This window comes from Pseudomonas sp. Pseusp3 (assembly GCF_047304225.1).
GTDB lineage: Bacteria > Pseudomonadota > Gammaproteobacteria > Pseudomonadales > Pseudomonadaceae > Aquipseudomonas > Aquipseudomonas fluorescens_CD.
This window is the reverse complement of sequence record NZ_JBGLYV010000032.1, coordinates 21,709-45,071: the sequence shown is the minus strand read 5'-3', so window position 1 is coordinate 45,071 and position 23,363 is coordinate 21,709. Positions and strand designations below refer to the sequence as shown.

Genomic DNA, 23,363 nt, shown 5'->3' with positions numbered 1-23,363 from the left:
GTGTTAGATCATTTCCTCGCCGCCCTTGCCGCCGAGAACGATTTCTCCGGCTTCGGCCATACGGCGGGCGATGGTGAGGATTTCCTTCTGCGCGGTTTCCACGTCGCTGACGCGCACCGGGCCCTTGGCTTCCAGGTCGTCGCGCAACAGTTCGGCCGCACGCTTGGACATGTTCTTGAAGATCTTCTCCTTGACGCCTTCGTCCGACCCCTTGAGGGCCAGCACCAGCACATCGGAGGACACTTCGCGCAGCAGCGCCTGGATCCCGCGGTCGTCGACATCGGCCAGGTTGTTGAAGACGAACATGAGGTCTTCGATCTGACCGGACAGGTCTTCGTCGACTTCGCGAATCGAATCCATGAGCTGGCCTTCGATCGAGCTGTCGAGGAAGTTCATGATGTCCGCCGCACGCTTGATGCCACCCAGGGTGGTGCGCGAGGCATTCGAGTTGCCGGAGAACTGCTTCTCGAGAATCTGGTTGAGTTCTTTCAGGGCCGCTGGCTGTACGGTGTTCAGCGAGGAGACTCGCAGGATGATGTCCAGCCGCACCTTGTGGTCGAAGTTGCCGAGCACTTCACCGGCCTGGTCCGGATCGAGATACGCCACCACGATCGCCTGGATCTGCGGGTGCTCGTAACGGATCACGTCGGCGACGGCGCGCGGCTCCATCCACTTCAGGCTGTCGAGGCCACTGGTGTTGCCACCAAGCAGGATGCGGTCGATCAGGCCGTTGGCCTTGTCTTCACCCAGGGCCTGGGTGAGCATTTTGCGCACATAGTCGTCGGAACCGACGCCCAGGCTGGTCTGGTCGCCGACGATATCGACGAACTCGCTCATCACCTGCTCGACCTGCTCGCGGTGCACATTTCCCATCTGGGCCATGGCCACACCCACGCGCTGAACCTCTTTGGGGCCCATGTGGCGCAGCACCTGGGCCGCGTCGGTGGAGCCCAGGGACAGCAACAGGATGGCGGCCTTGTCGACCTTGGACAGTTTGGCGGCAACGGCTCGGTTATCACTCATCTGCGTTAATCCACTCTTTCACGACCTGGGCCACACGACCCGGATCTTCTGCCACCAGACTCTTGATTGCGTTCAACTGTGCGTCATAGCCTTCGCTCGGGCTCGGCAGCAGAATGCTTTGCGGGCCGCCGAGGCTGACGCGGTCGTTGGCCAGCTCGCCGTCCAGGCCGCCCATGCCACCCAACTCGACGTCGCTGCCGATGCCGGCCAGCTGCTTGCCCTTGCCGCCACCGGTGATGTTGTTGAGCACCGGACGCAATACACCGAACACCAGCACCAGGATGAACAACACACCCAGCACTTGCTTGACGATGTCCCAGAACCACGGCTGGGAGTAGAACGGAATATCGGCAATCACTTCACCGCGCTCGGCGGAGAACGGCATGTTGATCACGCTGACACTGTCACCACGGCTGGCATCGAAGCCGACCGCATCCTGAACCAGGCGCGTGAAGCGCGCCAATTCATCGGCGCTCCATGGCGCACGGGTGGTTTCGCCGTTGGCCGGGTTGATCTTGACCTGATCGTCCACTACCACCGACACCGACAGGCGATTCAATCGGCCCTGCTGTTGCTTGGTATGGCTGATGGAACGGTCGAGTTCGAAGTTTTTGGTCGATTGCTGACGCTTGTCCGCCGGGTACGGTGCGAGCATCGGCTGACCGGTGGCCGGGTCCATGATTTGCTGGCCGTTGGCGTCGATCAGTGGCTGGCCTGGCTGCACCATGCCGGCCGACGCGGTCGCGCCACCGGTGGTTTGCGGCGCGGAGGCCGGCGACGGCGGCTGGTTGCTCAAGGCACCCGGCACGCCTTGCGGACCATTGCTGGCGGTACGTTGTTCGTTGACCGACTGCTCGCTGCGCAATGCCGGTTGATCCGGGTTGAATTGCTCGGAAGTCGACTCGACCGCACTGAAGTCCACATCGGCGGACACTTCGGCTTTATAGCGATCGTTGCCCAACACCGGCTGCAGGATGTTGTGTACGCGCTGGGTGAGCATGCTTTCCATGCGACGGCTGTAGTCGAATTGCTTGCCGGCCATGGTCAGTTCGGAGTTTTCCGCCTGATCCGACAGCAGGTTGCCTTTCTGATCGACTACGGTGATCTGCGACTTGCTGAGTTCGGGAACGCTGGTCGCCACCAGATTGATGATGGCAACGACCTGGCCTGGTTCGAGGGAGCGACCGGAATAGAGTTCAACCAGAACCGAAGCGCTCGGCTTGCGTTCATCGCGCACGAACACCGAACTTTTCGGGATCGCCAGATGCACGCGGGCACCCTTGACGTTGTTCAGGCTGGAAATGGTGCGGGCCAGTTCGCCTTCGAGGCCGCGACGATAGCGGGTCGCTTCCATGAACTGGCTGGTGCCCAGCCCCTGTTCCTTGTCGAGGATTTCAAAACCGATGTTGCCGTCGCTGGGAGTGACACCAGCGGCCGCGAGCTTGAGCCGCGCACGGGACAGGTCATCGGCCTTGACCAGCAAGGCACCGGAGTTGGGTTCGACGGTGTACGGAATATCGGCGGAGGCCAGGGTATCCATGACCTGCTTGGCGTCCATGCCGGCAAGGCTGCCGTACAGAGGCCGGTAGTCCGGCTGCTGGGACCACAACACCACGGCGAAGCCAATCGCCACGCTCGCCGCCAGGCCGACCAACAGGCCCACCTGACGCAACATGGTCATCTCGGAGAGGTTTTCCAGGAAGGACAATCCGAACAGCGGCGGCTTGCCGTCTATTGGAGTGGCCTTGGCCGGAACGTTATCGGCGACTGCTTCTGCCATGACTCAATCTCGTCCTTTAAACAGGCATCTGCATGATGTCTTGATAGGCCTGAACCAGCTTGTTGCGCACCTGGGTCAATGCCTGGAATGACACACTGGCCTTCTGCGAGGAAATCATCACGTCTGTGAGGTCGACGCCGCTTTTACCGATTTCGAAGGCGCTGGCCAACTGAGTGGAAGCCTGTTGGGTGTCGTTCACTTTATTGACGGCTTGGCCGAGCATGTCGGAAAAGCTGCTGCCCGCCACTTCAGGGACGGCCGTCGATTTCGGCGCAGACATGGCATCCATTTGCATGGCGCGCATATCCAGCATCAACCGATTGAATTCAATACCTTGGCTCATGGTTTCTCTCTTTGACGACCCGCAATTTTTTGACACTCACTCGGCGGGTAGTGAGGTGTTAGCAACAAGGGTGCCAGCTCCATGGCTGAGTCATACAAAAGCCCGTCCCGAGCTTCATTCCGATCTATGTAGGAGCGAGCCCTGCTCGCGATGGTCGTTAACGATAACGCGGGATTGCAGGAAAAACGCGGCGCTCTTGAGTCCATCGCGAGCAGAGCTCGCTCCTACAGGAACAGGTCCAGGTATTGGAACCAGGGATCAGGTGGCAAAGAGATAGGCTTCCACATCCATGCCGGCATCGCGCATCTGCGCCAGCTTGTAACGCAGGGTTCGCGGGCTGATGCCCAGGCGCTCGGCCGCCTCTTTGCGACGGCCGCGCTCGGCGCGCAAGGTGTCGATGATCATCTGGAATTCATGGCGACGCAGGTCATCTCCCAGCGCCCCGGCCGACTCGGCCTCGACTTCCACCGGACGCACCGGCACCTGCGCCAACGCCGGCAATGGAGCGCAAGCCACCGGCCCGGCCAGGCAGAAATCCTGCGGCTGGATCAAGCCACCCTGCTGCAAAATCAGCGCACGCTGAATCGCGTTGTCCAGTTCGCGCACGTTACCCGGCCACGGATAACCGATCAGGCACGCCTGAGCCTCGGGCGACAACCTGGCAGGCGAATGCTTCATTTTATTGACGTGCCTGGCCAGCAGGCGCTCGGCCAGCGGCAGGATGTCGGCGGTGCGCTCGCGCAATGGACGCCAGGCAAGAGGAAACACCGACAGGCGATAATAAAGGTCCTCGCGAAAGCGCCCCGCCGCTACCTCACCCGCCAGGTCGCGATTGGTGGTCGCGACCACACGAATATCCAGCGTGACCGGTTTGCGCGCCCCAACCCTTTCGACCTCGCGCTCTTGCAGCACGCGCAGCAATTTGGCCTGGAGCCCCAGGGGCATTTCAGAAATTTCATCGAGCAGAATGGTGCCGCCGTCGGCCTGCTCGAACTTGCCGGCTTGCGCGGCAATGGCGCCGGTGAAGGAGCCCTTCTCGTGACCGAACAAGGTCGCTTCGAGCATGTTGTCCGGGATCGCAGCGCAGTTGATCGCAATGAACGGCTGACGGGCGCGATGAGAATGCTGATGGATGTAACGCGCCAGCACTTCCTTGCCCGTGCCCGACTCACCCGAGATCAGCACCGTGGAATCGCTGCGTGCGACCCGCGCCGCCAACTCGAGCAACTGCGCGCTCGCCGGTTCGAACGCTACCGGCCCTTCACCTTCGGTAAGGCCGAGGCTGCCCAGGGCATGACGCCCCACCAGATCGAGCAACGCCTTGGGTTCGAATGGCTTGACCAGGTAGTCCGCCGCGCCCTGGCGCATCGCGTCGACCGCACGCTCGACCGCACCGTGAGCCGTCATCAGCAACACCGGCAACTGCGGCTGCCGCACTCGCAGCATGCCGAGCAACTGGTGGCCGTCCATGCCCGGCATATTGACGTCGCTGATCACCAGGCTGAAGGCCTCGTCGCCGACAGCAGCCAGCGCATCTTCAGCCGAACCCACTGCCTTGTAATCGTGCCCCGCGAGCAACAGCGTATCAGCCAGTGCCTCGCGCAACGCGCGGTCGTCCTCGACCAGCAGAACCTTGATCCCCATGTGCGTCACTCCGCCCCTTGAGCGCTGCTGAACAACGGCAGGATCACCTGCGCGCAGGTGCCGCGACCGAGCCGCGAACGCAACTGCAATTCTCCCTGATGAGCACGCGCCACTGCCTTGACCACGGTCAGACCAAGACCTGTGCCGGTGGTTTTGGTAGTGAAAAAGGGTTCGCCCAATCGCGCCAGAACGCCGGCATCGATACCGGAGCCACTGTCACTGACGCACAGGCGCAGGTTGTTGCCGCGGGTGTAGAGGTGAATCTTGAGGCGCAATTGACCGGCACTGGCCTGAATGGCGTTCTCGATCAGGTTGAGGATCGCTCCGACCAGCGTGTCGCGATTGCACAGCAACGCCCCCGAGTGACTGTCGCACTGCCAGCGGATCGGCAGATCCTGCACGTGGGTCAGCGCGGCCGCCTGCAACGACTGCATCAGTTGAGCAGGGGTCACGCGATCGGTCAGCGGCAACTCGCCCCGGGCGAACACCAGCATGTCACGCACCTGGTGCTCCAGTTCGTGCAGGCGCTCCTTGAGGCGCCCGGCAAAGCGCTGCTGGGTAGCGACCGGCAGCTCCTGCTCGGTCAAATGGCTGGCGTACAGCAACGCGGCGGACAACGGCGTGCGTATCTGATGAGCCAACGAAGCGACCATGCGCCCCAGCGACGACAGACGTTCATGTCGGGCCAGTTGATCCTGCAGGTGACGGGTTTCGGTCAGGTCATTGAGCAACACCAGCTGGCCGGGCTCGGCGTCCAGCGAGCGCGTGGCGATCGACAGGCGTCGACCATTCTTGAGGGAGACTTCATGACCATCGTCTTCGCGTGGTGCAAAACAGCGGGCAATGACGTGGCGCCACAATTCACCTTCCAGCGGCAAACCCAGCAACTCGCACGCTGCCGGATTGGCTTCGCGCACGATGCCCTGGGCGTCAATGACAATGACACCGCCGGGTAACAGATCAAGGAGGTTTTGCAGGCGGTTGGCCAGGCGTTCTTTTTCCGCCAGCTCCTGCATGCGCTGAGCACTGACCACCGCCAGTTCACCCTTGAGCTCGGTTACCCGGGCTTCAAGCATGCTGTAGGAATCGGTCAACTGACTGGACATCTGATTGAACAGCGCGAATGCCTGCTCAAGGCCCAGCCGACTCGCCTGCTCTACGGACGACGGTTGCCGCGAAGCATCAGGGACAGGAGACATCTGGGCGGCTTGGGGCATTGTGCTCTCTCGCTTGGCTGACCGTCAGTGAAACGGAACGTTGCGAGGGACGTAGCAATACCCGTGCCTAAAAAAAACTCATTGTAAATGAATGACTTGAAAAACAGGCGTCAATCATCCGCCTGTTCGTCTCCATCACGACGGCTCATGCCGTACTTGCGCATCTTTTCCACCAGCGTGGTGCGACGAATACGCAGTCGCTCGGCCGCGCGCGCCACAATGCCATTGGCATCATCCAGCGCCTGCTGAATCAACCCTTGCTCCAGACCACCGAGGTAGTCCTTCAGGTCCAGGCCTTCGGGAGGCAACATGGCGTTGGCCGTGAAGTCCGGCGTATGACCGTTGATGGCCACGCGCTCTTCCAGATCGCTGCGCAGGCTGTCGACCATCTGCTCGTCTTCATCGTCGACGTAGCGGAATTTCTTCGGCAACTCGGCCACGCCGATCACACCGTACGGATGCATGATCGCCATGCGCTCCACCAGGTTGGCCAGTTCACGGACGTTGCCCGGCCAGCCATGCCGGCACAGCGACATGATCGCTGCCGAGTTGAAGCGGATCGAACCGCGCTTCTCGTGCTCCATGCGCGAGATCAGTTCGTTCATCAGCAGCGGAATGTCTTCGACCCGCTCGCGCAGCGGCGCCATCTCGATCGGGAACACATTCAGGCGGTAGTACAAGTCTTCGCGGAAGGTGCCGATCTCGATCATGCTTTCGAGGTTCTTGTGGGTCGCCGCAATGATGCGCACGTCGACGCTCTGGGTCTTGTTGCTGCCCACGCGCTCGAAGGTGCGCTCCTGCAACACGCGCAGCAGCTTGACCTGCATCGGCAGCGGCATGTCGCCGATTTCATCGAGGAACAGGGTGCCGCCATTGGCCAGCTCGAATCGACCGGCGCGGCTGGTGATCGCCCCGGTGAAGGCGCCCTTCTCGTGACCGAACAATTCGCTTTCCAGCAACTCGGCCGGGATCGCCCCGCAGTTGACCGGCACGAACGGCGCTTCGCGGCGCTTGGAGTGGTAATGCAGGTTGCGTGCAACCACTTCCTTGCCGGTGCCGGACTCACCGAGGATCAGCACGCTGGCATCGGTATCGGCGACTTGCTGCATCATCTGACGGACGTGTTGAATCGCCCGGCTGGTGCCGACAAGACTGCGGAAAAGATTGGGCTCGCGATGACGACCGCGCTCGCGGGCCTGGTCGTACATCTCGCGATAGACCTGGGCACGGTGCAGCGAGTCGAGCAACTTGCTGTAGCTGGGCGGCATTTCGAGGGTCGAAAGCACCCGGCGACGCTGGTCTTCCGGCAGGTCAATGGAAGAATTATCGCCCATTAACAAAACCGGAAGGAACTCATCCCAGGTCGAGAGTGTCTTAAGCAAGCCCAGAAGTGCACCAGGAGCATTTACCGTCCCGATGAGGACACAGATTACTTCACGACTTGACGACAATGAGCCGACAGCCTGCTGCCAGTCATGGCTACCGCAGGGTAAATTTTCTTCGCCGAGAAAATTCAAGATCACCGCCAAGTCGCGGCGGCGGACGCTATCGTCATCGATCAGCAGAATTTTGGTTTCACGCCACATGCAATAGCAACTTCCCTAGTCAACTCAATGCCCAAAATGCTGGGGCAAGCTAGACGCTTGCAGACACGTTGTGCCTGAAGACGACTGAAATCTGGAACCAGCCACTAGTTAAGTCAAAAAAACGTGCACAGTCAAATTTATGGCGCACATGTCTGGATTAACTTGGGGTTAATTAACCAAACAGATGGTAAACCTTTGCCGCGTTCCGCGCTTGCTGGATCTGAGACATTTCATCGACTATCGCCTGCCTCTCCCCCATCGCCACCTCAAGCAGTTGCTTGTAGACATACAGCAACTCCTCAAGATTGCTGCGCAGAACTTCTTCGTCCAGCGAAGCCTCGCTCAAGACGTCTTCCATGCACGAACGGCAATCCAGGTCCAATTGACCGATAGCCTCCCAGTCGCGCTCGGCCAAGGCACCGACCAGCGCTTCACGGGTTTGTTCTATTCGCTGCAATACAAGACTCATGGCGATCTCCCTAGAACTGCGGACCTGGCTCAGCAATGCCGTCCCAGCCTTCTTTCACCGTGCGAAGCAACCCCGCGACCTCATCGAGAATCTTCAGGTCGCTGCTGATGTTCGCCTCGGCCAGGCGCTTCATCATATAGATGTAAAGACTGTCGAGCTCGCCCACGGCATCGGCGCAATTTTCAAGATCCAGGCCTTCACGCAAGCCACCGATGATGCCAATCGCCTTGCTGATCGACACACACTTGCCGGGAATGTCCTTGCGTTCCAGGGCGCCTTTGGCCTGAGCGATACGGTCCAGGCCACCTTCCATGAGCATTTGCACCAAACGATGCGGACTCGCTTCGGACGTCTGGGCGTGCGCGCCCACTTTCTGATACTGCCGAAGGGCTAACATTGGATTCATGTTCTACCTCATTACCACAATGACTCGTATGAGCAGTGTATCGTCCGCGTACCGGAAAACTTTAGAGCAAAAGACAAAAACCCGGCACACGCTAAAATGCGTAGCCGGGTTTTTGTCGTCAGCTCATGACTAGCTGTTGGACTTCTGGGCGTTCAAGGACGTGAAGAACGAGGTGATGTTAGTCGCCGTCGCTTTCATTTGCCCGACCAAAAGGTCCATTGCGTTGTATTTGGCGGTCAGCGTCTTGGTCATGTTCGCGACACGCAAGTCCAGCGCAGACTGTTGGTTTGAAAGGTTCTTGCTCACGCTCTGCAGGCTGCTATTGCGCTGGTCGAGCAAGCCACCAGCCTGCACATAAGGCTTGATTGCAGTGCCCATGCGCGCCAGCAGGCCGTTGGTCGCGTTGGTTCCGCTGAACAACTGCTGCACCTGGCCACTCATACCGCCGGTGGACATCGTCTTGTTGAACGCCGTCGTGTCGAATGCCAGGTTGCCGGTTTTCTCGTTTGTCATCACGCCGATCTGCGACAGCACCGCCAAAGGACCGCCCGCACCAGGAGCCGTCAGTACACTGCGAATATCGGAAATCAGTGAGCGCGGCATCGAGTCACCGGTAAACGCCGCCTGAACCGTCAGCTTGCCATCGGCACCCTCTGTCGCCTTGGACAGGGAGTTGATGGTGTTCATCAGGGTGTTGTAGGAATCGACGAACGACTGGATCGATGTTTGCAAACCGGTGGTGTTGGTCGCAACGGTGACGGTCGCAGCAGCCGGCGGTGTACCCGTGCTCGCGGACGCCAGGTTCAGGGTCAGGCCACTGACTGCGCCGGTAACCGTATTACTCTTGCTGGTCACTGCCAGACCATCGATGGTCAGCGATGCATCCACCGCAACTCCGTTGACAGCACCGGAACTTGCAGCCGAAGGGTTGGCGCCCATCGGTTGGGTACCGTCGATTGCAAGGCCGGCGATACCGCTGACCACAAGGTCGGAACCCGCGCCGGTCTTGCTGGAACTGATCACCAGTCGCGACGCACCGCTGCTGTCGGTCACGATGTTGGCAGAAATACCATTGCTCGCCTGCGCAGAGTTGATGGCATCCCGGGTGCTCTGCAGGGTCGCACTGGCTGGAATCGTGACATCGTAATCAGTGCCATTCTGACTGATTTTCAGAGTACCACTCGGAATGGCACTGGCGGCACCGCCGGCAAAAGAAGCACTGGCTACTTTCGAGCTGGTGGCCAGGTTATTCACAACAACGCTGTAGGTACCGGCAACTGCGGTGTTGTCGGAAGTTACACCCAGAATCGACGGGGTACCCGAAGTGGCGGTAAAGCCCGCAAACGCAGGATTGGTCTTGCTACCGAGATTGGTCAGCGCCGTCTGAAAGGCCGTCAGTGCGCTTTTCAAGGAACCGACACCGGAAATCTTCAGCGTGTTGGTTTTGGTCTGGGTATCGATCTGCGTCTGCTTGGCAGATTTGTCGGCGTTGACCAGCGCAGTGACGATATCACCGATATTCAGGCCAGAGCCTAAGCCCGAACCCGGTAAAATTGGACTTGCCATTTTGCGTCTCCCTTCAGGTTGCTGCCACTCTTTTGGCCAATACCTGCGCCCAAGAACTTACAGACACTATTCATGCCAGCTATCAAACTTTAGCGTCGAACAATACGTGGCTCGCATTGCTCAGGCTTTCCGCCAGCTTGAGGGCCTCTGCGGAAGGGATCTGTCGCACGACCTCACCCGTTTCGCTTGCAATCACCTTGACGACGACCTTTCCGGATTGCTCGTCTATCGAGAACTCCAGATTGCGCTTGATCGACTGCACAAACTTTTCGATCTGCTGCACCGCCTGCTTCAGGTGAGTGTCATCCGCATCCAGCTTCTTGTCCGCCACTGGAGTCACGCTGACGGCTTCAGGCTTTTCCGGTGCTTTATCCGAGACGCTGCTCGCTGGCTGGGGAGCCGGATAAGACACGCCAAGCTTTACGCTCATCTCCATGCCCATCACCTCTTAACGTAAAAAGCGAGAGAGCGTGACAAGCACACTCCCCCGCTCAAACTCATTCCGAAATTACTGAAGCAGCTTCAGTACAGCGGAAGGCAGTTGGTTGGCCTGGGCCAGAACCGAGGTGGAAGCCTGTTGCAGGGTTTGCTGCTTGGTCAGGTTCGCGGTTTCTGCGGCGAAGTCGGTGTCTTGTACACGGCCTTGTGCAGCAGTGGTGTTTTCCACGATGTTCTGCAGGTTGGAGATGGTGCTGGTCAGACGGTTCTGCGAAGCACCCAGGTTTGCGCGGGTGGCGTTGATCGATGCCAGAGCAGCGTCGATCGCGGTGATCGCGTTGTCGATGTTGGCAGACAGGGTAGCGGAAGTCGCACCGGTCAGAACAACAGTACCGCTGCCTACGGACAGGGAAACGGCGTCGAACTTGGAGCTCAGCACCAGGTCGATGCGGTTGGCCGAGCCAGTGTTGGCGCCAACTTGCAGTTGCATGGTACCAGCCGTACCGTCCAGCAGGTTTTTGCCGTTCAGGTTGGTGGAAGCGGAGATACGAGTGATTTCGTCAGACATCTGAGCGAATTCGGAGTTGGTAGCGGTCTGGTCAGCGGTGCTGTTGGTACCGTTACGTGCTTTAACAGCCAGTTCACGCATACGCTGCAGAATGTCGGTCGAAGCTTGCAGCGCGCCTTCAGCGGTCTGGGCAACGGAGATACCGTCGTTGGCGTTCTGGATTGCCTGGGTACCACCACGGATCTGTGCAGCCATGCGGGTTGCGATCTGCAGGCCGGCGGCGTCGTCCTTGGCGCTGTTGATTTTCAGGCCGGAAGACAGGCGCTGCATCGAGGTCGAAAGTGCATCGGTAGCACGGTTCAGGTTTTTCTGAACGCCCAGCGACGTGGTGTTGGTGTTTACAGTTAAAGCCATGACGAATTCCTCGTTGGTTGGGTACTGCGGCTTCCGGCCCTGGCAACCGCCGGGTATGGCCTAGAGAACCTTCGTAATAGTTATCGTCGGGTTGGCAGGTTGCTTGAGGGCTTTTTTGAAAAAAAATGCCATCACCCTGCCACCCCCGAGAAAACAAGGGCTTAGCGCCCCTCAACCGCAAAAAAATGACGCCATGAAACTGTCCAACCCACAAACGCCCGTGCCAAAGCTGTTGCTGCCCCTCAGGCCGGCATGTTTTCGAGCAATTCGATCAACTCATATTCCATGAAATCGGCAAGCCCCAGCCAATCCTGGCGCTCCTGGCAGGCCAGCATTTGCCTGAGCATCAAGGCCCAGGCCTGCTGAACATCCTGAGGTGCCTGTGCAAACAGCCGCTGCGCCTCATCGAACAGATCAACCATGTTCAAAGCCGCCTCGACATCACGCCCCAGGCGAAACAGTCCTGCGCACTGCCGGTACTCTTGGATGCCTTTCACTTGAGGCTTCATTGCACGAAATCCTGATTGAATTGCGTACCGGCAATCATTGCCCCAGCCCGACTGCTATTGAAGAACTGCACCTCGGGATGCCTGGCAATGTAACGTTCGAGCTCGCACAGGTAACTGCGGAAATTCAATTGCGTCTTGACCTTCTGTCCATGTCCATCGTGCACCCAGTGACGGGCCTGGTTCACTGGCGGACCCAGGTCACCATCATTCCAACCGGTATGGGTCCTGTTCATCGGGAAGGAAAAATCCGCACCGAAAAGCGTGATGCGCTGCGCGCCCATCTTCACTGCCAGATCAACTGCCGGATGGATCACGCTGCCGCTGACGTAGAGCTGCGCACGTGGGTGTTGCTCACGTAGTGCGGCATAGATCGGGCTGGCGGAATAACCGCCATAGCGTTTGCCGTTCCAGGCCTTCAGCATGTGTGGATCGCTCAAAGGCAAGTACACCAGCGGAATGCCTTCGGAGTCTTCGCCCGGCAAGTGCAGCGCACTGATGCGCTGATCGATGCTCACCACCAGGTCAGGTTTGATTCCGTGCTCGCGAAGGGGCCTGTAGGCGGTATCCACACTGATGAACAGGGGACGCGGCGTTTGATTGCGCACGGCCGCCAGGCGCTCGAAGTTGCCTTCAAGGCTGGGCCCTGTGCCGATCACATAGATTTCACGCCCGGCACAAGTGCCAAACAGCTGTGCCACATCATCATCGGCAAGCAGCACTTCGAGGGTGTCCTGCAAGCGTTGCTGAATCACGGGAGATTGCGGGTCGAATTCCCGATTGTTGAAACTCAGGTGCACTTCGCTGACCAGGCGATCACGAATCTTCGCACTGAAGTCATCCGCCAGCAGCATTTCCGCCGGCAACGCAAAAAACGGGGTGCAGATGTCCGACAGATCGCCGGCATACAGCAGTTGCACGCGCGGATCGCTCAGCCATTGGCGTTGATCGATCAGTTGCAACACCAGTGCGAAAAGCGCGCCGTTGAGAATATGGACATAGAGCTTTTCAAGCCCCGCGCGCTCCAGCAAGACCGAAGGCAAATCGCCGAAACCGGTGCCGTAAACGTGCAGTATTGGCTTGTCTGGCGCCAGGCTGGCGGCCTGCAAACGGGCCTCACCCAATCGATCATGGCGGCTGGTGAGCTGGATGCCACCCACACACAACGTCGAGTCCCGCCCTTCGATCAGTTCGACCTCGATGGCCAGGTGGTCTTCCATTTCCAATCGCGCATACAGCGACGGCCAGCGCCGCTGGATAACCTGAGCATTGTCTTCAAAGCATTCGCTCATGCTACCTCGCATTCCTTACAAGCAAAAAAGCGCTCAAGGTTAACCCTTGAGCGCTTTTTTGTACCGGCCTTTTTTATTAAAAGACTTTCACTCAAGGGCGATAGATGATCGCCGAACCCCATGACAGCCCCACTCCGAAACCGCTGAGCGCAACGCGCCTCCATTCGGAATCGAGAATATGCTTTTCCAGCAGCAATGGGATGCTCGACGACACCGTGTTACCGGTCTCGACCATGTCCTTGATGAACTTCTGCGGGCATTCTTCGAAGCGCCGCGCGACCGCATCGACAATCGCCGCGCTGCCCTGGTGAATGCAGAACGCATCGATGTCGTCAGCACTCAGTTGCGACTCGCCCAGCAACTCATGCAAATGTGCCGGCACCTTGAGCAGCGCGAAGTTGAAGACCTGGCGGCCGTTCATGAAGAACACGCCGTCAGTGACTTTCAAATGCGGAGCGCCGGAACCATCGGTGCCGAACTTGGCCTTGCCCAGTGCCCAGGTCGGATTTTCACCCATCCAGGTCGCAGTGGCGGCATCGCCGAACAGCATGGTGGTGTTACGGTCTTCCGGGTCGACGATCTTCGAATACGGGTCGGCAGTGATCAGCAGGCCGTTCTTCAGGCCAGCGGCCTCCATGAAGCCCTTGATCGCATAGATGCCGTAGACGTAACCGGAGCAGCCCAGGGAAATATCGAACGCGGCGACGCTGGTCGGCAGGCCGAGTTTGTCCTGCACGATGGCTGCGGTATGTGGCAGGCCTTCTTCGTCACCGTTCTGGGTGACGACAATCAACGCATCGATGGATTCACGCTTCAGATCAGGGTTGCTGGCAAACAGCGCATTGGCCGCTTCAACGCACAGATCGGAGGTTTCCTGATCAACGCCTTTGCGCGGCAGGAAAGCCGAACCGATCTTGCCCAGGATGAATTCTTCATCCTTCTCGAATTTTGCACCTTGTGCGTAATTGTCCACGCCGGCTACAGGAACGTAGCTCGCAATGCTTTTTATGCCAATCATTACGGCTTCCCAATAATAAACAGCCCAATACCACCACTCGCAAGCAATCGAGGGGCGCCGACAAACCTGGATTACCGTCACCCCAGGGCGACGGCAGGGAAGCGTCAAGGACTATCACTGAACCCGATAAAGGGTCAGGCGCCATCTTCCCGGTCAATACAATACAGTGAAGATGCCCGTTATGACTCGCAGGTCACGCATTTTGCCGAATCAGCGCCGCTTGGGGTTATTCGACCAACGACCAGTCCAGCGCTGTTCCACGCTTGATGGCCTGACGGGCACGGCGTCCCAGGAGGCTTTGCGCATGCTTGGGCGCCAGCCCGAGTCCCGGACGGATGGTTCTCAGATTCGTCGCATCGAAGGGCTCTCCGGCCTCCATGTCCTGGGCGACATACAGCGACCGACGGTACACCAGGGATTGCCGTTCGGCCTCGGTGACGCCGTAATGCACTTGCCCCATGGCTTGCCAGGCGCGTTCGGTTTCAATCACCAGGCTTGCCAGTTCAGAGGGCTCCAGCGAGAAACTGGCGTCGACACCACCGGCCGCACGGTCGAGGGTGAAATGCTTTTCCACCACCGTTGCCCCCAGTGCCACCGCCGCCACGGACACACCGACGCCCATGGAGTGATCGGACAGCCCCACCTGGCAATCAAACAACTCGCGCAGATGAGGAATCGTCCTCAGGTTGCTGTTCGCCGGTGATGCCGGATAGGTGCTGGTGCATTTGAGCAGCACCAGGTCCTTGCACCCGGCCTCGCGGGCGGCGCGCACGGTTTCATCGAGTTCGGCGATGCTGGCCATGCCGGTGGAAATGATCAGCGGCTTGCCCGTCGCGGCGACCCGCCGTATCAGCGGCAGGTCGGTGTTTTCGAAACTGGCGATCTTGTAGGCAGGCACGTCGTGGCTTTCGAGGAAATCCACGGCGCTCTCATCGAAGGGCGTGGAGAATGCCAGCAGGCCCAATTCCCTGGCGCGAGCGAAAATCGGTGCGTGCCATTCCCAGGGCGTGTGGGCCTTTTCATACAAGGCGTACAGCGAAGTACCGGCCCACGGGCTTTTGGGGTCCTTGATGAAGAACTCGCCTTCGGCCAGGTCCAGGGTCATGGTGTCCGCGGTGTACGTCTGCAGCTTCAGCGCATGGGCACCGGCCCTGGCCGCGGCCTCGACGATTTGCAGCGCCATGTCCAGGGACTGGTTATGGTTGCCGCTCATCTCGGCAATGATGAATGGCGGCGCATCGGCACCGATCAGGCGCTCGCCGATCTTGAAGCTAGTCATCTGCGTGATCCTTCAATACGCGCGTGAACGCGCAGGCATTCTGGGTAAAACCGGCTTCGCGAAAGACGTTCAGCGACGGCTGGTTAGCGGGCAACACCTGGGCGGTGAGCGACTCCAGTTCTGGCCAACGGGCCTTCACGAAGGCTTCTCCACGGGCCAGCAGCGCCCTGCCCCAGCCCAGGCCGAACCGGCCTTCGAACAGATAAATCGACACTTCGGCGCTAAAGCCGCGCACGTCATAACGCAGCACACCGACCGGACCGTCATCAGCCTCGGCAATCAACAACAGCCGCCGGGGATTGCTCAGGCTCGCGATAAGCCAGTTCTGATGCGCAGGCCATTCGATCACGCCGGTCTCCAGCGACCAGCGGCGCACCGCCAGGGTGTTGCGCCCGTCGAACAACAACTGCGCATCCTCCAGGGTCGCCGGGCGCATCTTCAGCACCGCGCCGGCCAGCGCCGCCGCCACCCGCTGCGCACCCCGGCCATCGACAAGCTGTCGCGACCGCTGTGCCAGGCTCTGGCGCAAACCCTGGTTACCCGCGACAAAGCCGATGGCCAGGCGCAGTTGCTCGACACTGACGTGCTCGCGAGCCCCCATGAACACATGGGCGCCCGCCGCCGCCATTACCTCGCCATTGGCCTGCTGGTTGTTCGACACGGCAATGCAAATCGTCGGCAGCCCCATGGCCGCCCGCTCCCAACTGGTGCCGCCACCCGCCCCGACAAACAGGTCGGCTTCGGTCATCAATCGATAAAAGTCGCTGACAAAACTGTGCAGGCGCCAGTGCGGCCGACTCGCCGCCAACGCCTGCATCTGTGCCCAGGCCGGATTACCCGCACCGGCGACAAAATCGACTTCCAGTTCAGCAAAGTCCGCCAGCGCCAGCATTGCATGATGGGTCTGCATGGCAGCGTCGAACCCGCCGAAATTCACCAGCACGCGCCGGGCCCGGGGCTTGATTTCGATGGCCGGGCAATGGAACTCGTCGCGCAACATGGCAAACCGGGGGCCGAACAATGTCCGGCAGCCTGGCGCCAGCAACGACGCATAAGCCTCTGGAGTCCCCGAAAGATTCTGGTTCAGCAGCAAATCGGCGCTGTAGGTCCGCGTGGCGAGGTCATCCACCACGGCGATCCGTGGCGCCCAGCGCCGCGCGGCCGTCTGCCAGTGATGATCGAGGCCGTAGTGGTCGACAATGATCCAGTCAAACGCCGGCTGGTGTTCCAGCAACGGCCCGAGCGCGGCAATGTCTGCCTGCCATGGCAACATGGATTCGATGGCTTGCTGCGGGTCTTCATCACTGTAGCGTTCGGGCAGTTCGAAGGTTTCGAAACCTTCGGCCCGCAATGCCTGCAGTCGATGTCCCGGTAACAGGCGACAGGCGAACGCCACATGACTGCCCTGCCGGCGCAATACGCGGGCCAGGCACAGGCAGCGCGCGATGTGGCCGCTGCCGATGGTTGGCGAAGCGTCAGAGCGAATCAGTACTCTCATTGCAGTTCACCTCCGGCTTTCAGCGCGGCATACAGGTACTCCGCGCGTTTCCAGTCCTGCGGTGTGTCGATGTCCTGCACCAGATGACGTGGCAGGATGACCGGCAGGCTGTACGGAGAATAAAGCACCTCGCCACGCAACCAGGCATCGCTGCGGCCCCAGTAGAACTGCCCGGCGTCCTGATAGGCGATCGACAGATCCTGGGAGCGGGTATCACGATACTGCGGATACAGTGCCGTCAATGCACCCTGATCATCAAGGGTCAGGGCTCGCTGAACCGGGAAACCAAAGTCGCACACCGAGAATGCGAAAGACTTGTCGGGATGCTGCTCCAGCAGGCTCAACCCCTGGACAAGAAATCGCGATTGCAACAACGGCGCGGTCGCGTAAATGCAGCAGGCGCGGGCAAACTCGTCGCCTTGTTCGCGCAAGGCTTGCAGGGCATGGGCGATCACCGCTGCGGTACCCGTGAAGTCGTCGGCCAGTGCCGCCGGGCGCATGAAGGGCACCTGAGCACCGCACTCCCGCGCCAGCCCGGCGATTTCCTCGTCGTCGGTACTGACCACCACCCGGGAAAACAGCCCGGACTCGAGGGCGACCTGAATCGAGCGGGCAATCATCGGCACACCGGCGAACGGCTTGAGGTTCTTGCGGGGTATGCGTTTGCTGCCACCCCGGGCCGGGATGATGGCGACGTTGTTCAACGGCGTTTTTCCAGGACAAACCAGGTGATGTCATCCACCGGGAATTGCGGATCGCGGTGGTAGCCAAAACCGTAATCGAGCAGTTGCAGGTCGTCATATCGATCAAGCATTTCACCGGCGAAGTCGCGTTTGAACAACTTGCCGCTGTTGCCGCGATACGGGACCTCGACCGGCGCCGGGTTGTAGTACTCGGCGATCAGTATGTAGCGCTGGCTCAGCTCATACAGTTGCGCGTAAGCGGCCGGCAACAACTCCGGTGCCAGATGAATCAGCACGCCTTTGCTCAGCGTCAGGTCGAAGGTGCGCTCGCGAGGAAAATCGAACAGCGAACCCTGCCAGATGTGTGCAATACCCAACGCCTGGGCAGCGGCACAGGCACTGGCATTGATTTCCACGCCGAACAACTCGCAACGGGGCAACAGCTGACGCAGTGCCTGCAGGTTGTTGCCGGCATTGGTGCCCAGTTCCACCAGGCTGTCGATACGCCCGACCCGCGTCAACGCCTTGGCAAACAACGCCAGGTTCGCGGCCACCAGCGGCTGTCCGACATTGCGATCAACGTACTGGTTGCCGAATTCGCCCTGCCAGAAAGTTTCCTGCTCGGTCAGTTCACGCATCACACATTTCCCACACGCCGCAATGGCTGGATTATTTCGATCAACTGCCGCATCTGCTCGACCACATAGTCCTGTTCCTCATCACTGAGCAACGGGTACAACGGCAGGCTGATGGCTTCGGCGTAGTAACGTTCGGCCTGCGGAAAATCACCTTCGGCAAACCCGAGATCACGATAGTAAGGCTGCAAATGCACGGGAATGTAATGCAGGTTCACCCCGATCCCGGCAGCTCGCAATCCCTCGAACACCTCACGATGAGTGAGACTGATCTGATCGAGTTGCAGGCGCACCACGTACAGATGCCATGACGACTCGGCCTCAGGCTGCGCACCGGGCAGGGTCAGCGGCAGATACGCCAGCAAGCGCTCATAACGCGCCGCCAGTTCACGCCGACGCTCGATGAACTCATCCAGTTTGTTCAACTGCGACAAACCAAGGGCCGCTTGCAGGTCGGTGATGCGGTAATTGAAACCCAGCTCCACCTGCTCATAGTACCAGGGGCCGTGGCTGGATCCGGTCATCTGCTGCGGATCCCGGGTCATGCCGTGGCTGCGCAAGCGCTGCAAACGCTCGGCGAGCTCCGGGCTGTTGGTCATCACCATGCCACCCTCGGCACTGGTGATGATCTTCACCGGATGAAAACTGAACACGGTCATCGCGGCAAACTCGCCGCAACCCACCGGGCGCCCGGCGTAGGACGCACCGGCGGCATGGGCCGCGTCTTCGATCACGGTAATACCGTATCGCCTGGCCAGCATGGCAATCCTGCGCATGTCGCAGCTCTGCCCCGAGAACGCCACGGCCACGAGCACTTTCGGCAGCCTGCCTTCACGCTCGGCGCGCTCCAGCTTGACGGCCAACGCAGCGGCGTCGAGGTTCCAGGTCAGCGGGTCGATATCGACAAAATCCACCTCGGCACCGCAATAGCGACCACAGTTTGCCGAGGCGAGAAAGGTGTTCGGCGTCGTCCACAGCCAGTCGCCCGGGCCGAGCCCTGCCGCCAGGCAAGCGATGTGCAGGGCCGCCGTGGCATTGCACACCGCCACGGCAAAGTCTGCCTCGCAGCGTTCGGCCATCGCTCGCTCAAAGCGCTCGATGGTCGGTCCCTGGGTCAGCCAGTCAGACTGCAATACACCGACCACGGCGTCGATGTCCGCCTGATCAAGGCTTTGCCGAGCGTATGGAATCATGCTGGTAACCAGGCATGGGCGCGCTTGTCCGGCAAGCGACGGACGAAATGACGCCCGAACGAAGCGGTGCCGCCTGAGATGAAAATCGATTTTCCGTTGAACATGCCTTGAATCCTTATACCTGTTCGCCGGGCCTACCCGAGCAACTGCGCCCAGTTCACCGAAGCACTTTCGCCCAGGGCAAAACCTTTGCCGCTCAAGGCCAGATTGGCGTTATAGGCCTGATCCTGCGCAAAGGCTGGCGCCCACTTGTCACGCAGCGCATCGAGGGCCTGCGGCACCTGTGGCACTTCACCCGAATGAATGACCTGCACCAGCGGCGTCCACACGGTGAGGTAACCGGCCTGACCGGCCCTGAGGCACAGATCGACATCGCTCAAGCCATCGGCGAAGGTCACGCTGTCCAGACCGTCCAGGTCGTCGAACAACGCTTTGCGCACCATCAGGCACACCTTCGATACCGCCGAGTAGTTCTGCTCCAGCGCCAACCGGTGCAGGTAACCTTCGGCGTCGCGTTTTTCACCGACAAAGGCTGACCCCACACCACCGTTCATGCCCAGAATCAGGCCGGCCTGGGTAACCTTGCCGTCGCGGTCGATCAACTTGGGACCGACCACACCGACTTCCGGACGCTGGGCGTGATTGAGCAACGACTCAAGCCAGTTCGGGTTGACCACTTCACTATCGGCAGCCAACAGCACCAGATACTCGCCCTGCGCCTGCAGGCTGGCCGCGTTGTACAACGCCGCGTCGCTCAGGGTCTGCTCGGCACGCAGCACGCTGACTTTCGGATGCTGGTAGGTGCCCAGCCAATCGTTGACCTCGGCCGACTGATTCGGGTTGAGCGCGATCAGCACTTCGTACTGGATGTAGCGGGTACGCAGCAACACGGCTTGCAGGCACTGTTGCAGGGCCGAAAGATTATCCCCGGCCGGCACGATGATCGACACCAGCGGGCGTTCGGTGTGGCGGTAATCGATCTGCCAGGTACCTGGCACCGTCGAAGTGATCTTGGCCTTGTAGCCACGATTGCCCAGGTGGCGCAACAACGCCAGGCGCTCATCGGCGTTTTCTTCCAGTACCGGCGCCCTGGCAATCACCAGCGGCTCGTCCAGGTGGGCCAGTCCGTTGAGGCCACCCTGCTCGATGATGCGCAGCAGCAAGTCGAATTCCAGGGCCTTGCTGAAGTCAGGCTGGTAACCGCCGACTTCAATGAACACTTCCCGACGGATCAGCCAGTGACGCGCCATCAGGGCCGGCAGGCTTTGCAGCAAATCAAGATTGAAGCCCGGACGGAACACGTCCACCAGTGCGCCTTCCGGGGTGCGCTGGATTTCGTCGGTGGCAACGGCGCGGCAATCCGCAGCAGACAGCAGCTCGAGGCTGGCGCGCAACAGGCCACCGGCGGTGAATTCGTCACCGGCTTCAGCCAGCAGCAACCAATCGCAGGTCGACTGACGAGCACTCTGGTTCAGTTTATCGACATAGTTGCTTTGCGTGACCCGGACAAAGTGCAGGGTGTTCTGCGCCGTGGTCGCCGCCGGTGCTTCACCGGTGGTGAAGACCACAATCCTGAACGCCTTGCTGTGACCTTCGAGCAGGCTGTCGAGAGAGACTTGCAGCTTGTCGATATCGTTATCCAGGTCCAGCAGGAAGATCCCGAACTGTGGGCCACCGTCATTGGCCGCCAGGTGCCGGGCGATCGACTCAGCCTCATGTGCATCGGGCTGACGCGGTGCAAGCCACTTGAGCAAACGACCGGACAGCATCTTGTCGAACGTCGCGCCATTGCCCTCGACCGACACCGCCTCCAGACGTGCAGCCCAGTCACGCAGGGGCTGCGCCTCTTCGTCTTCGCCCAGCAGCTCCAGCTGTGCCGCCAGGCGCTTGACCACCACGCGGTTGAACACGTTGCTGTCGTGGGCTTGCCACAAACGGTCGACCACACTTTCCGGCGTGTCATTGTTATGCGCCAGCATCAGGCTCTGTTGACGGGTCCAGATACCTTCCAGGCCTTGCAACTGAACGCGACCGGCCGGCATGGCGTGCAACAGGAACTCGAACTGGGTCAACTCATCGAAAAATGCCTGGTTGTAGAACGGCATCTCGACGTATTGCTTGGGGCCGAAACGGCGCACAGGGCCTTTCTCGACGCTCGTCCAGGCGGACTCGATAATCAGTTCGGTGGTCAGTGCGCGACCGGTGCGCAAGCTGTCGGCCAAGGCTTCAAAGCTTTGCAGCGCGAACTGCTTGCCTTGCTCCGGGTCCTCGCCTTGAACTTGAGTCGGCAGCCCGAAGAGGAAGGCGGCAAAGGTTTCACGCTCGGCGACCGTCCTGGCATCGGTATGAGCCAGCGTGTGGAAGATCTCGGTGTTGTGATCCGAATACCCGTAGTTCATCTCACGCACGACATACGGGATTGGCAGAATCCGCGCCTTGCCCCGCGCCAGCATGTAATAGGTGTGACCGATTTCCTGCCATTGGAAGGACGTATCCTGAGGCATGACCTGATACCAGTCACGTACCAGGTCGGTGCGCTGTACGGCATAGAAAGGCGGGAGGTACTGGTGCATGTAGTCGAGCACACGCTCTTCGGCGTGCTCGGAGCAATAGTCTTCGCAGACCTTCTTGTCACGCCGGAAGTAGCTGACGCTGTTGGGTTGCGACAGGTACATCATGCTGTAACCGTGGCACAGGCCGTAATCGGGATTGTCCTGCATGAATGCCACGGCTGCGCGCAGGGCGTCGTGCACATGGAAGTCATCGTCGGCGGCGAACACCATGAACGGTGTGGTCACTTGTTCCACGCCATGAGCCAGCTTGGCGCGAACCCCCCAGTAGCCAAACTGCGGGACATGCTGGTAATCCACATTCTCGTACTGCCCGGCCAGGCCCGGCTGACCTTCAGTCGAAGAATCCAGCACCAGAATCCTGCAAGGCAAGCCGCTGTAGAAACGTGCTGCCCGACGTAAAAATGCCGGCCGCTCGTGAGACATCAGCACCACGGTCAACTGTTCGTTGAGTGCCAACCCGTGTTCAGAATTAGTCTTGCCTTGCATACATTTCCCCACAACGGCGAATCGCCGAAAAAACCCAACGATGTCTTGTCGATTACCGCACGCGGCGCAGATAGCCGTCCGGCGCGACGGTGATCAGCAGCTTGCTGTGAATGGCCTGGTCAATTTCAAAATCACGGTTTTCTTCCAGGTAAGCCCATACCGCGGTCTTCGGGTTGTCGCCCTTGCCCCACGGGCGGTCCGGGAAGGCATCTTCCGGCATGTCTTCAACCACGGTATCCATCACCACGCAGTAGCTGCCCACCGAGGTCATCGGAGCATAGGCCCGCAGCTCTTCCAGCACGTGTTCGTGGGTGTGGTTGGAGTCCAGGACCACCAGCACTTTCTTGCCTTCGACGCGCTGGCGGACCTGATCGACGATTGCAGGATCGATGCTCGAACCCTGGATCATCTGGATCCGCTTGCTCATCGGGTGCGCTTCGATTGCCTCACGGTTGTGCTGGCGGATATCGATGTCGACGCCCAGCACTTCGCCATGGCCGATCAGTTCCAGCATCGAGGCGTAAAACACCAGCGAGCCGCCGTGGGCGATGCCGGTCTCGACGATGATGTCCGGCCGCAGTGCCCAGATGATCTCCTGCATGGCGACCATGTCCTGGGGGAACTGAATGATCGGGCGGCCCATCCAGCTGAAGTTGTAGGTGTACTTGTGCCTGGCGGTCGTGCCAACCCAGTCCAGCGACGTGGCTTGCAACGCTTTGTCCTGTTGCAGGCCTTCGATGTTCTCTTTTACTTCTTCACGAAACTGCTCATGAGGATTCATTACAGACTCTCCGGAAATTGGTCGC

At 59.9% G+C, this 23,363-nt stretch carries 21 protein-coding genes; all 21 read right to left on the bottom strand.

Annotation, left to right across the window (positions count from 1 at the left end; genetic code table 11):
- Positions 1-3: 3 nt before the first annotated feature.
- On the bottom strand, positions 4-1,023 hold the full coding sequence (gene fliG, locus ACCD00_RS13445; protein ID WP_007983391.1) for a flagellar motor switch protein FliG: 1,020 nt from the start codon (positions 1,021-1,023) through the stop codon (positions 4-6).
- A complete protein-coding gene (gene fliF / locus ACCD00_RS13440) occupies positions 1,016-2,803 on the bottom strand; it encodes a flagellar basal-body MS-ring/collar protein FliF (RefSeq protein ID WP_413425145.1) in 1,788 nt (595 codons plus the stop codon). Before fliF ends, fliG begins: the two co-directional genes overlap by 8 nt.
- Positions 2,804-2,819: 16 nt before the next feature.
- A complete protein-coding gene (fliE, locus tag ACCD00_RS13435) occupies positions 2,820-3,146 on the bottom strand; it encodes a flagellar hook-basal body complex protein FliE (protein WP_008021337.1) in 327 nt (108 codons plus the stop codon).
- 258 nt (positions 3,147-3,404) lie between these two features.
- Positions 3,405-4,790 carry a sigma-54-dependent transcriptional regulator gene (locus tag ACCD00_RS13430; RefSeq protein ID WP_413425143.1) on the bottom strand — a complete coding sequence of 462 codons (1,386 nt, stop codon included), beginning with the start codon at positions 4,788-4,790 and terminating at the stop codon, positions 3,405-3,407.
- Between the two features lie 5 nt (positions 4,791-4,795).
- Complete coding sequence (locus tag ACCD00_RS13425; RefSeq protein ID WP_413425181.1) at positions 4,796-5,989, bottom strand: sensor histidine kinase; 1,194 nt, start codon at positions 5,987-5,989, stop codon at positions 4,796-4,798.
- Between the two features lie 128 nt (positions 5,990-6,117).
- Positions 6,118-7,593, bottom strand: coding sequence for a sigma-54 dependent transcriptional regulator (locus ACCD00_RS13420; protein WP_111280501.1), 1,476 nt, complete (start codon positions 7,591-7,593; stop codon positions 6,118-6,120).
- Between the two features lie 172 nt (positions 7,594-7,765).
- Entirely contained in the window at positions 7,766-8,062 is a 297-nt protein-coding gene (locus ACCD00_RS13415) for a hypothetical protein (protein ID WP_015096255.1), read from the bottom strand.
- A gap of 10 nt (positions 8,063-8,072) precedes the next feature.
- Positions 8,073-8,468 (bottom strand): flagellar export chaperone FliS, encoded by a 396-nt coding sequence (fliS, locus tag ACCD00_RS13410; RefSeq protein WP_413425140.1) that lies wholly within the window; start codon positions 8,466-8,468, stop codon positions 8,073-8,075.
- A 129-nt stretch (positions 8,469-8,597) separates the two neighbouring features.
- Positions 8,598-10,034 (bottom strand): flagellar filament capping protein FliD, encoded by a 1,437-nt coding sequence (fliD, locus tag ACCD00_RS13405; RefSeq protein ID WP_413425138.1) that lies wholly within the window; start codon positions 10,032-10,034, stop codon positions 8,598-8,600.
- 82 nt (positions 10,035-10,116) lie between these two features.
- Entirely contained in the window at positions 10,117-10,470 is a 354-nt protein-coding gene (locus ACCD00_RS13400) for a flagellar protein FlaG (RefSeq protein ID WP_413425136.1), read from the bottom strand.
- A gap of 72 nt (positions 10,471-10,542) precedes the next feature.
- Entirely contained in the window at positions 10,543-11,394 is an 852-nt protein-coding gene (locus ACCD00_RS13395) for a flagellin domain-containing protein (protein WP_111280493.1), read from the bottom strand.
- A gap of 242 nt (positions 11,395-11,636) precedes the next feature.
- Positions 11,637-11,903 (bottom strand): hypothetical protein, encoded by a 267-nt coding sequence (locus tag ACCD00_RS13390; RefSeq protein WP_413425134.1) that lies wholly within the window; start codon positions 11,901-11,903, stop codon positions 11,637-11,639.
- Complete coding sequence (locus ACCD00_RS13385) at positions 11,900-13,192, bottom strand: motility associated factor glycosyltransferase family protein (protein ID WP_413425132.1); 1,293 nt, start codon at positions 13,190-13,192, stop codon at positions 11,900-11,902. Before ACCD00_RS13385 ends, ACCD00_RS13390 begins: the two co-directional genes overlap by 4 nt.
- A 91-nt stretch (positions 13,193-13,283) precedes the next feature.
- Entirely contained in the window at positions 13,284-14,210 is a 927-nt protein-coding gene (locus tag ACCD00_RS13380; RefSeq protein WP_413425130.1) for a ketoacyl-ACP synthase III, read from the bottom strand.
- A gap of 226 nt (positions 14,211-14,436) precedes the next feature.
- Positions 14,437-15,489, bottom strand: coding sequence for a pseudaminic acid synthase (gene pseI, locus ACCD00_RS13375; RefSeq protein ID WP_413425128.1), 1,053 nt, complete (start codon positions 15,487-15,489; stop codon positions 14,437-14,439).
- Complete coding sequence (pseG, locus tag ACCD00_RS13370) at positions 15,482-16,987, bottom strand: UDP-2,4-diacetamido-2,4,6-trideoxy-beta-L-altropyranose hydrolase (protein WP_413425126.1); 1,506 nt, start codon at positions 16,985-16,987, stop codon at positions 15,482-15,484. Before pseG ends, pseI begins: the two co-directional genes overlap by 8 nt.
- Positions 16,984-17,691 carry a pseudaminic acid cytidylyltransferase gene (pseF, locus tag ACCD00_RS13365; protein ID WP_413425124.1) on the bottom strand — a complete coding sequence of 236 codons (708 nt, stop codon included), beginning with the start codon at positions 17,689-17,691 and terminating at the stop codon, positions 16,984-16,986. Before pseF ends, pseG begins: the two co-directional genes overlap by 4 nt.
- Positions 17,688-18,308: a pseudaminic acid biosynthesis-associated methylase gene (locus ACCD00_RS13360; protein WP_111280481.1), complete on the bottom strand. Its 621-nt coding sequence runs from the start codon at positions 18,306-18,308 to the stop codon at positions 17,688-17,690. Before ACCD00_RS13360 ends, pseF begins: the two co-directional genes overlap by 4 nt.
- Positions 18,308-19,498, bottom strand: a complete 1,191-nt coding sequence (gene pseC, locus ACCD00_RS13355; RefSeq protein ID WP_413425121.1) for a UDP-4-amino-4,6-dideoxy-N-acetyl-beta-L-altrosamine transaminase — start codon at positions 19,496-19,498, stop codon at positions 18,308-18,310. The genes ACCD00_RS13360 and pseC overlap by 1 nt, the downstream gene beginning before the upstream one ends.
- Positions 19,499-19,632: 134 nt before the next feature.
- The gene (locus ACCD00_RS13350) at positions 19,633-22,557 is read right to left on the bottom strand and encodes a TIGR00180 family glycosyltransferase (RefSeq protein WP_413425119.1); all 2,925 of its coding nucleotides are present in this window, start codon (positions 22,555-22,557) and stop codon (positions 19,633-19,635) included.
- 52 nt (positions 22,558-22,609) lie between these two features.
- Positions 22,610-23,338, bottom strand: a complete 729-nt coding sequence (locus tag ACCD00_RS13345; RefSeq protein ID WP_015096269.1) for a cephalosporin hydroxylase family protein — start codon at positions 23,336-23,338, stop codon at positions 22,610-22,612.
- Positions 23,339-23,363: the final 25 nt, after the last annotated feature.

What these genes read in the sequence shown, in the direction of transcription:
- fliG (WP_007983391.1), bottom strand. Translation starts at nt 1,023, where the DNA reads ATGAGTGATAACCGAGCCGTTGCCGCCAAACTGTCCAAGGTCGACAAG.
- fliF (WP_413425145.1), bottom strand. Translation starts at nt 2,803, where the DNA reads ATGGCAGAAGCAGTCGCCGATAACGTTCCGGCCAAGGCCACTCCAATA.
- fliE (WP_008021337.1), bottom strand. Translation starts at nt 3,146, where the DNA reads ATGAGCCAAGGTATTGAATTCAATCGGTTGATGCTGGATATGCGCGCC.
- ACCD00_RS13430 (WP_413425143.1), bottom strand. Translation starts at nt 4,790, where the DNA reads ATGGGGATCAAGGTTCTGCTGGTCGAGGACGACCGCGCGTTGCGCGAG.
- ACCD00_RS13425 (WP_413425181.1), bottom strand. Translation starts at nt 5,989, where the DNA reads ATGTCTCCTGTCCCTGATGCTTCGCGGCAACCGTCGTCCGTAGAGCAG.
- ACCD00_RS13420 (WP_111280501.1), bottom strand. Translation starts at nt 7,593, where the DNA reads ATGTGGCGTGAAACCAAAATTCTGCTGATCGATGACGATAGCGTCCGC.
- ACCD00_RS13415 (WP_015096255.1), bottom strand. Translation starts at nt 8,062, where the DNA reads ATGAGTCTTGTATTGCAGCGAATAGAACAAACCCGTGAAGCGCTGGTC.
- fliS (WP_413425140.1), bottom strand. Translation starts at nt 8,468, where the DNA reads ATGAATCCAATGTTAGCCCTTCGGCAGTATCAGAAAGTGGGCGCGCAC.
- fliD (WP_413425138.1), bottom strand. Translation starts at nt 10,034, where the DNA reads ATGGCAAGTCCAATTTTACCGGGTTCGGGCTTAGGCTCTGGCCTGAAT.
- ACCD00_RS13400 (WP_413425136.1), bottom strand. Translation starts at nt 10,470, where the DNA reads ATGGAGATGAGCGTAAAGCTTGGCGTGTCTTATCCGGCTCCCCAGCCA.
- ACCD00_RS13395 (WP_111280493.1), bottom strand. Translation starts at nt 11,394, where the DNA reads ATGGCTTTAACTGTAAACACCAACACCACGTCGCTGGGCGTTCAGAAA.
- ACCD00_RS13390 (WP_413425134.1), bottom strand. Translation starts at nt 11,903, where the DNA reads ATGAAGCCTCAAGTGAAAGGCATCCAAGAGTACCGGCAGTGCGCAGGA.
- ACCD00_RS13385 (WP_413425132.1), bottom strand. Translation starts at nt 13,192, where the DNA reads ATGAGCGAATGCTTTGAAGACAATGCTCAGGTTATCCAGCGGCGCTGG.
- ACCD00_RS13380 (WP_413425130.1), bottom strand. Translation starts at nt 14,210, where the DNA reads ATGATTGGCATAAAAAGCATTGCGAGCTACGTTCCTGTAGCCGGCGTG.
- pseI (WP_413425128.1), bottom strand. Translation starts at nt 15,489, where the DNA reads ATGACTAGCTTCAAGATCGGCGAGCGCCTGATCGGTGCCGATGCGCCG.
- pseG (WP_413425126.1), bottom strand. Translation starts at nt 16,987, where the DNA reads ATGAGAGTACTGATTCGCTCTGACGCTTCGCCAACCATCGGCAGCGGC.
- ACCD00_RS13360 (WP_111280481.1), bottom strand. Translation starts at nt 18,308, where the DNA reads ATGCGTGAACTGACCGAGCAGGAAACTTTCTGGCAGGGCGAATTCGGC.
- pseC (WP_413425121.1), bottom strand. Translation starts at nt 19,498, where the DNA reads ATGATTCCATACGCTCGGCAAAGCCTTGATCAGGCGGACATCGACGCC.
- ACCD00_RS13350 (WP_413425119.1), bottom strand. Translation starts at nt 22,557, where the DNA reads ATGCAAGGCAAGACTAATTCTGAACACGGGTTGGCACTCAACGAACAG.
- ACCD00_RS13345 (WP_015096269.1), bottom strand. Translation starts at nt 23,338, where the DNA reads ATGAATCCTCATGAGCAGTTTCGTGAAGAAGTAAAAGAGAACATCGAA.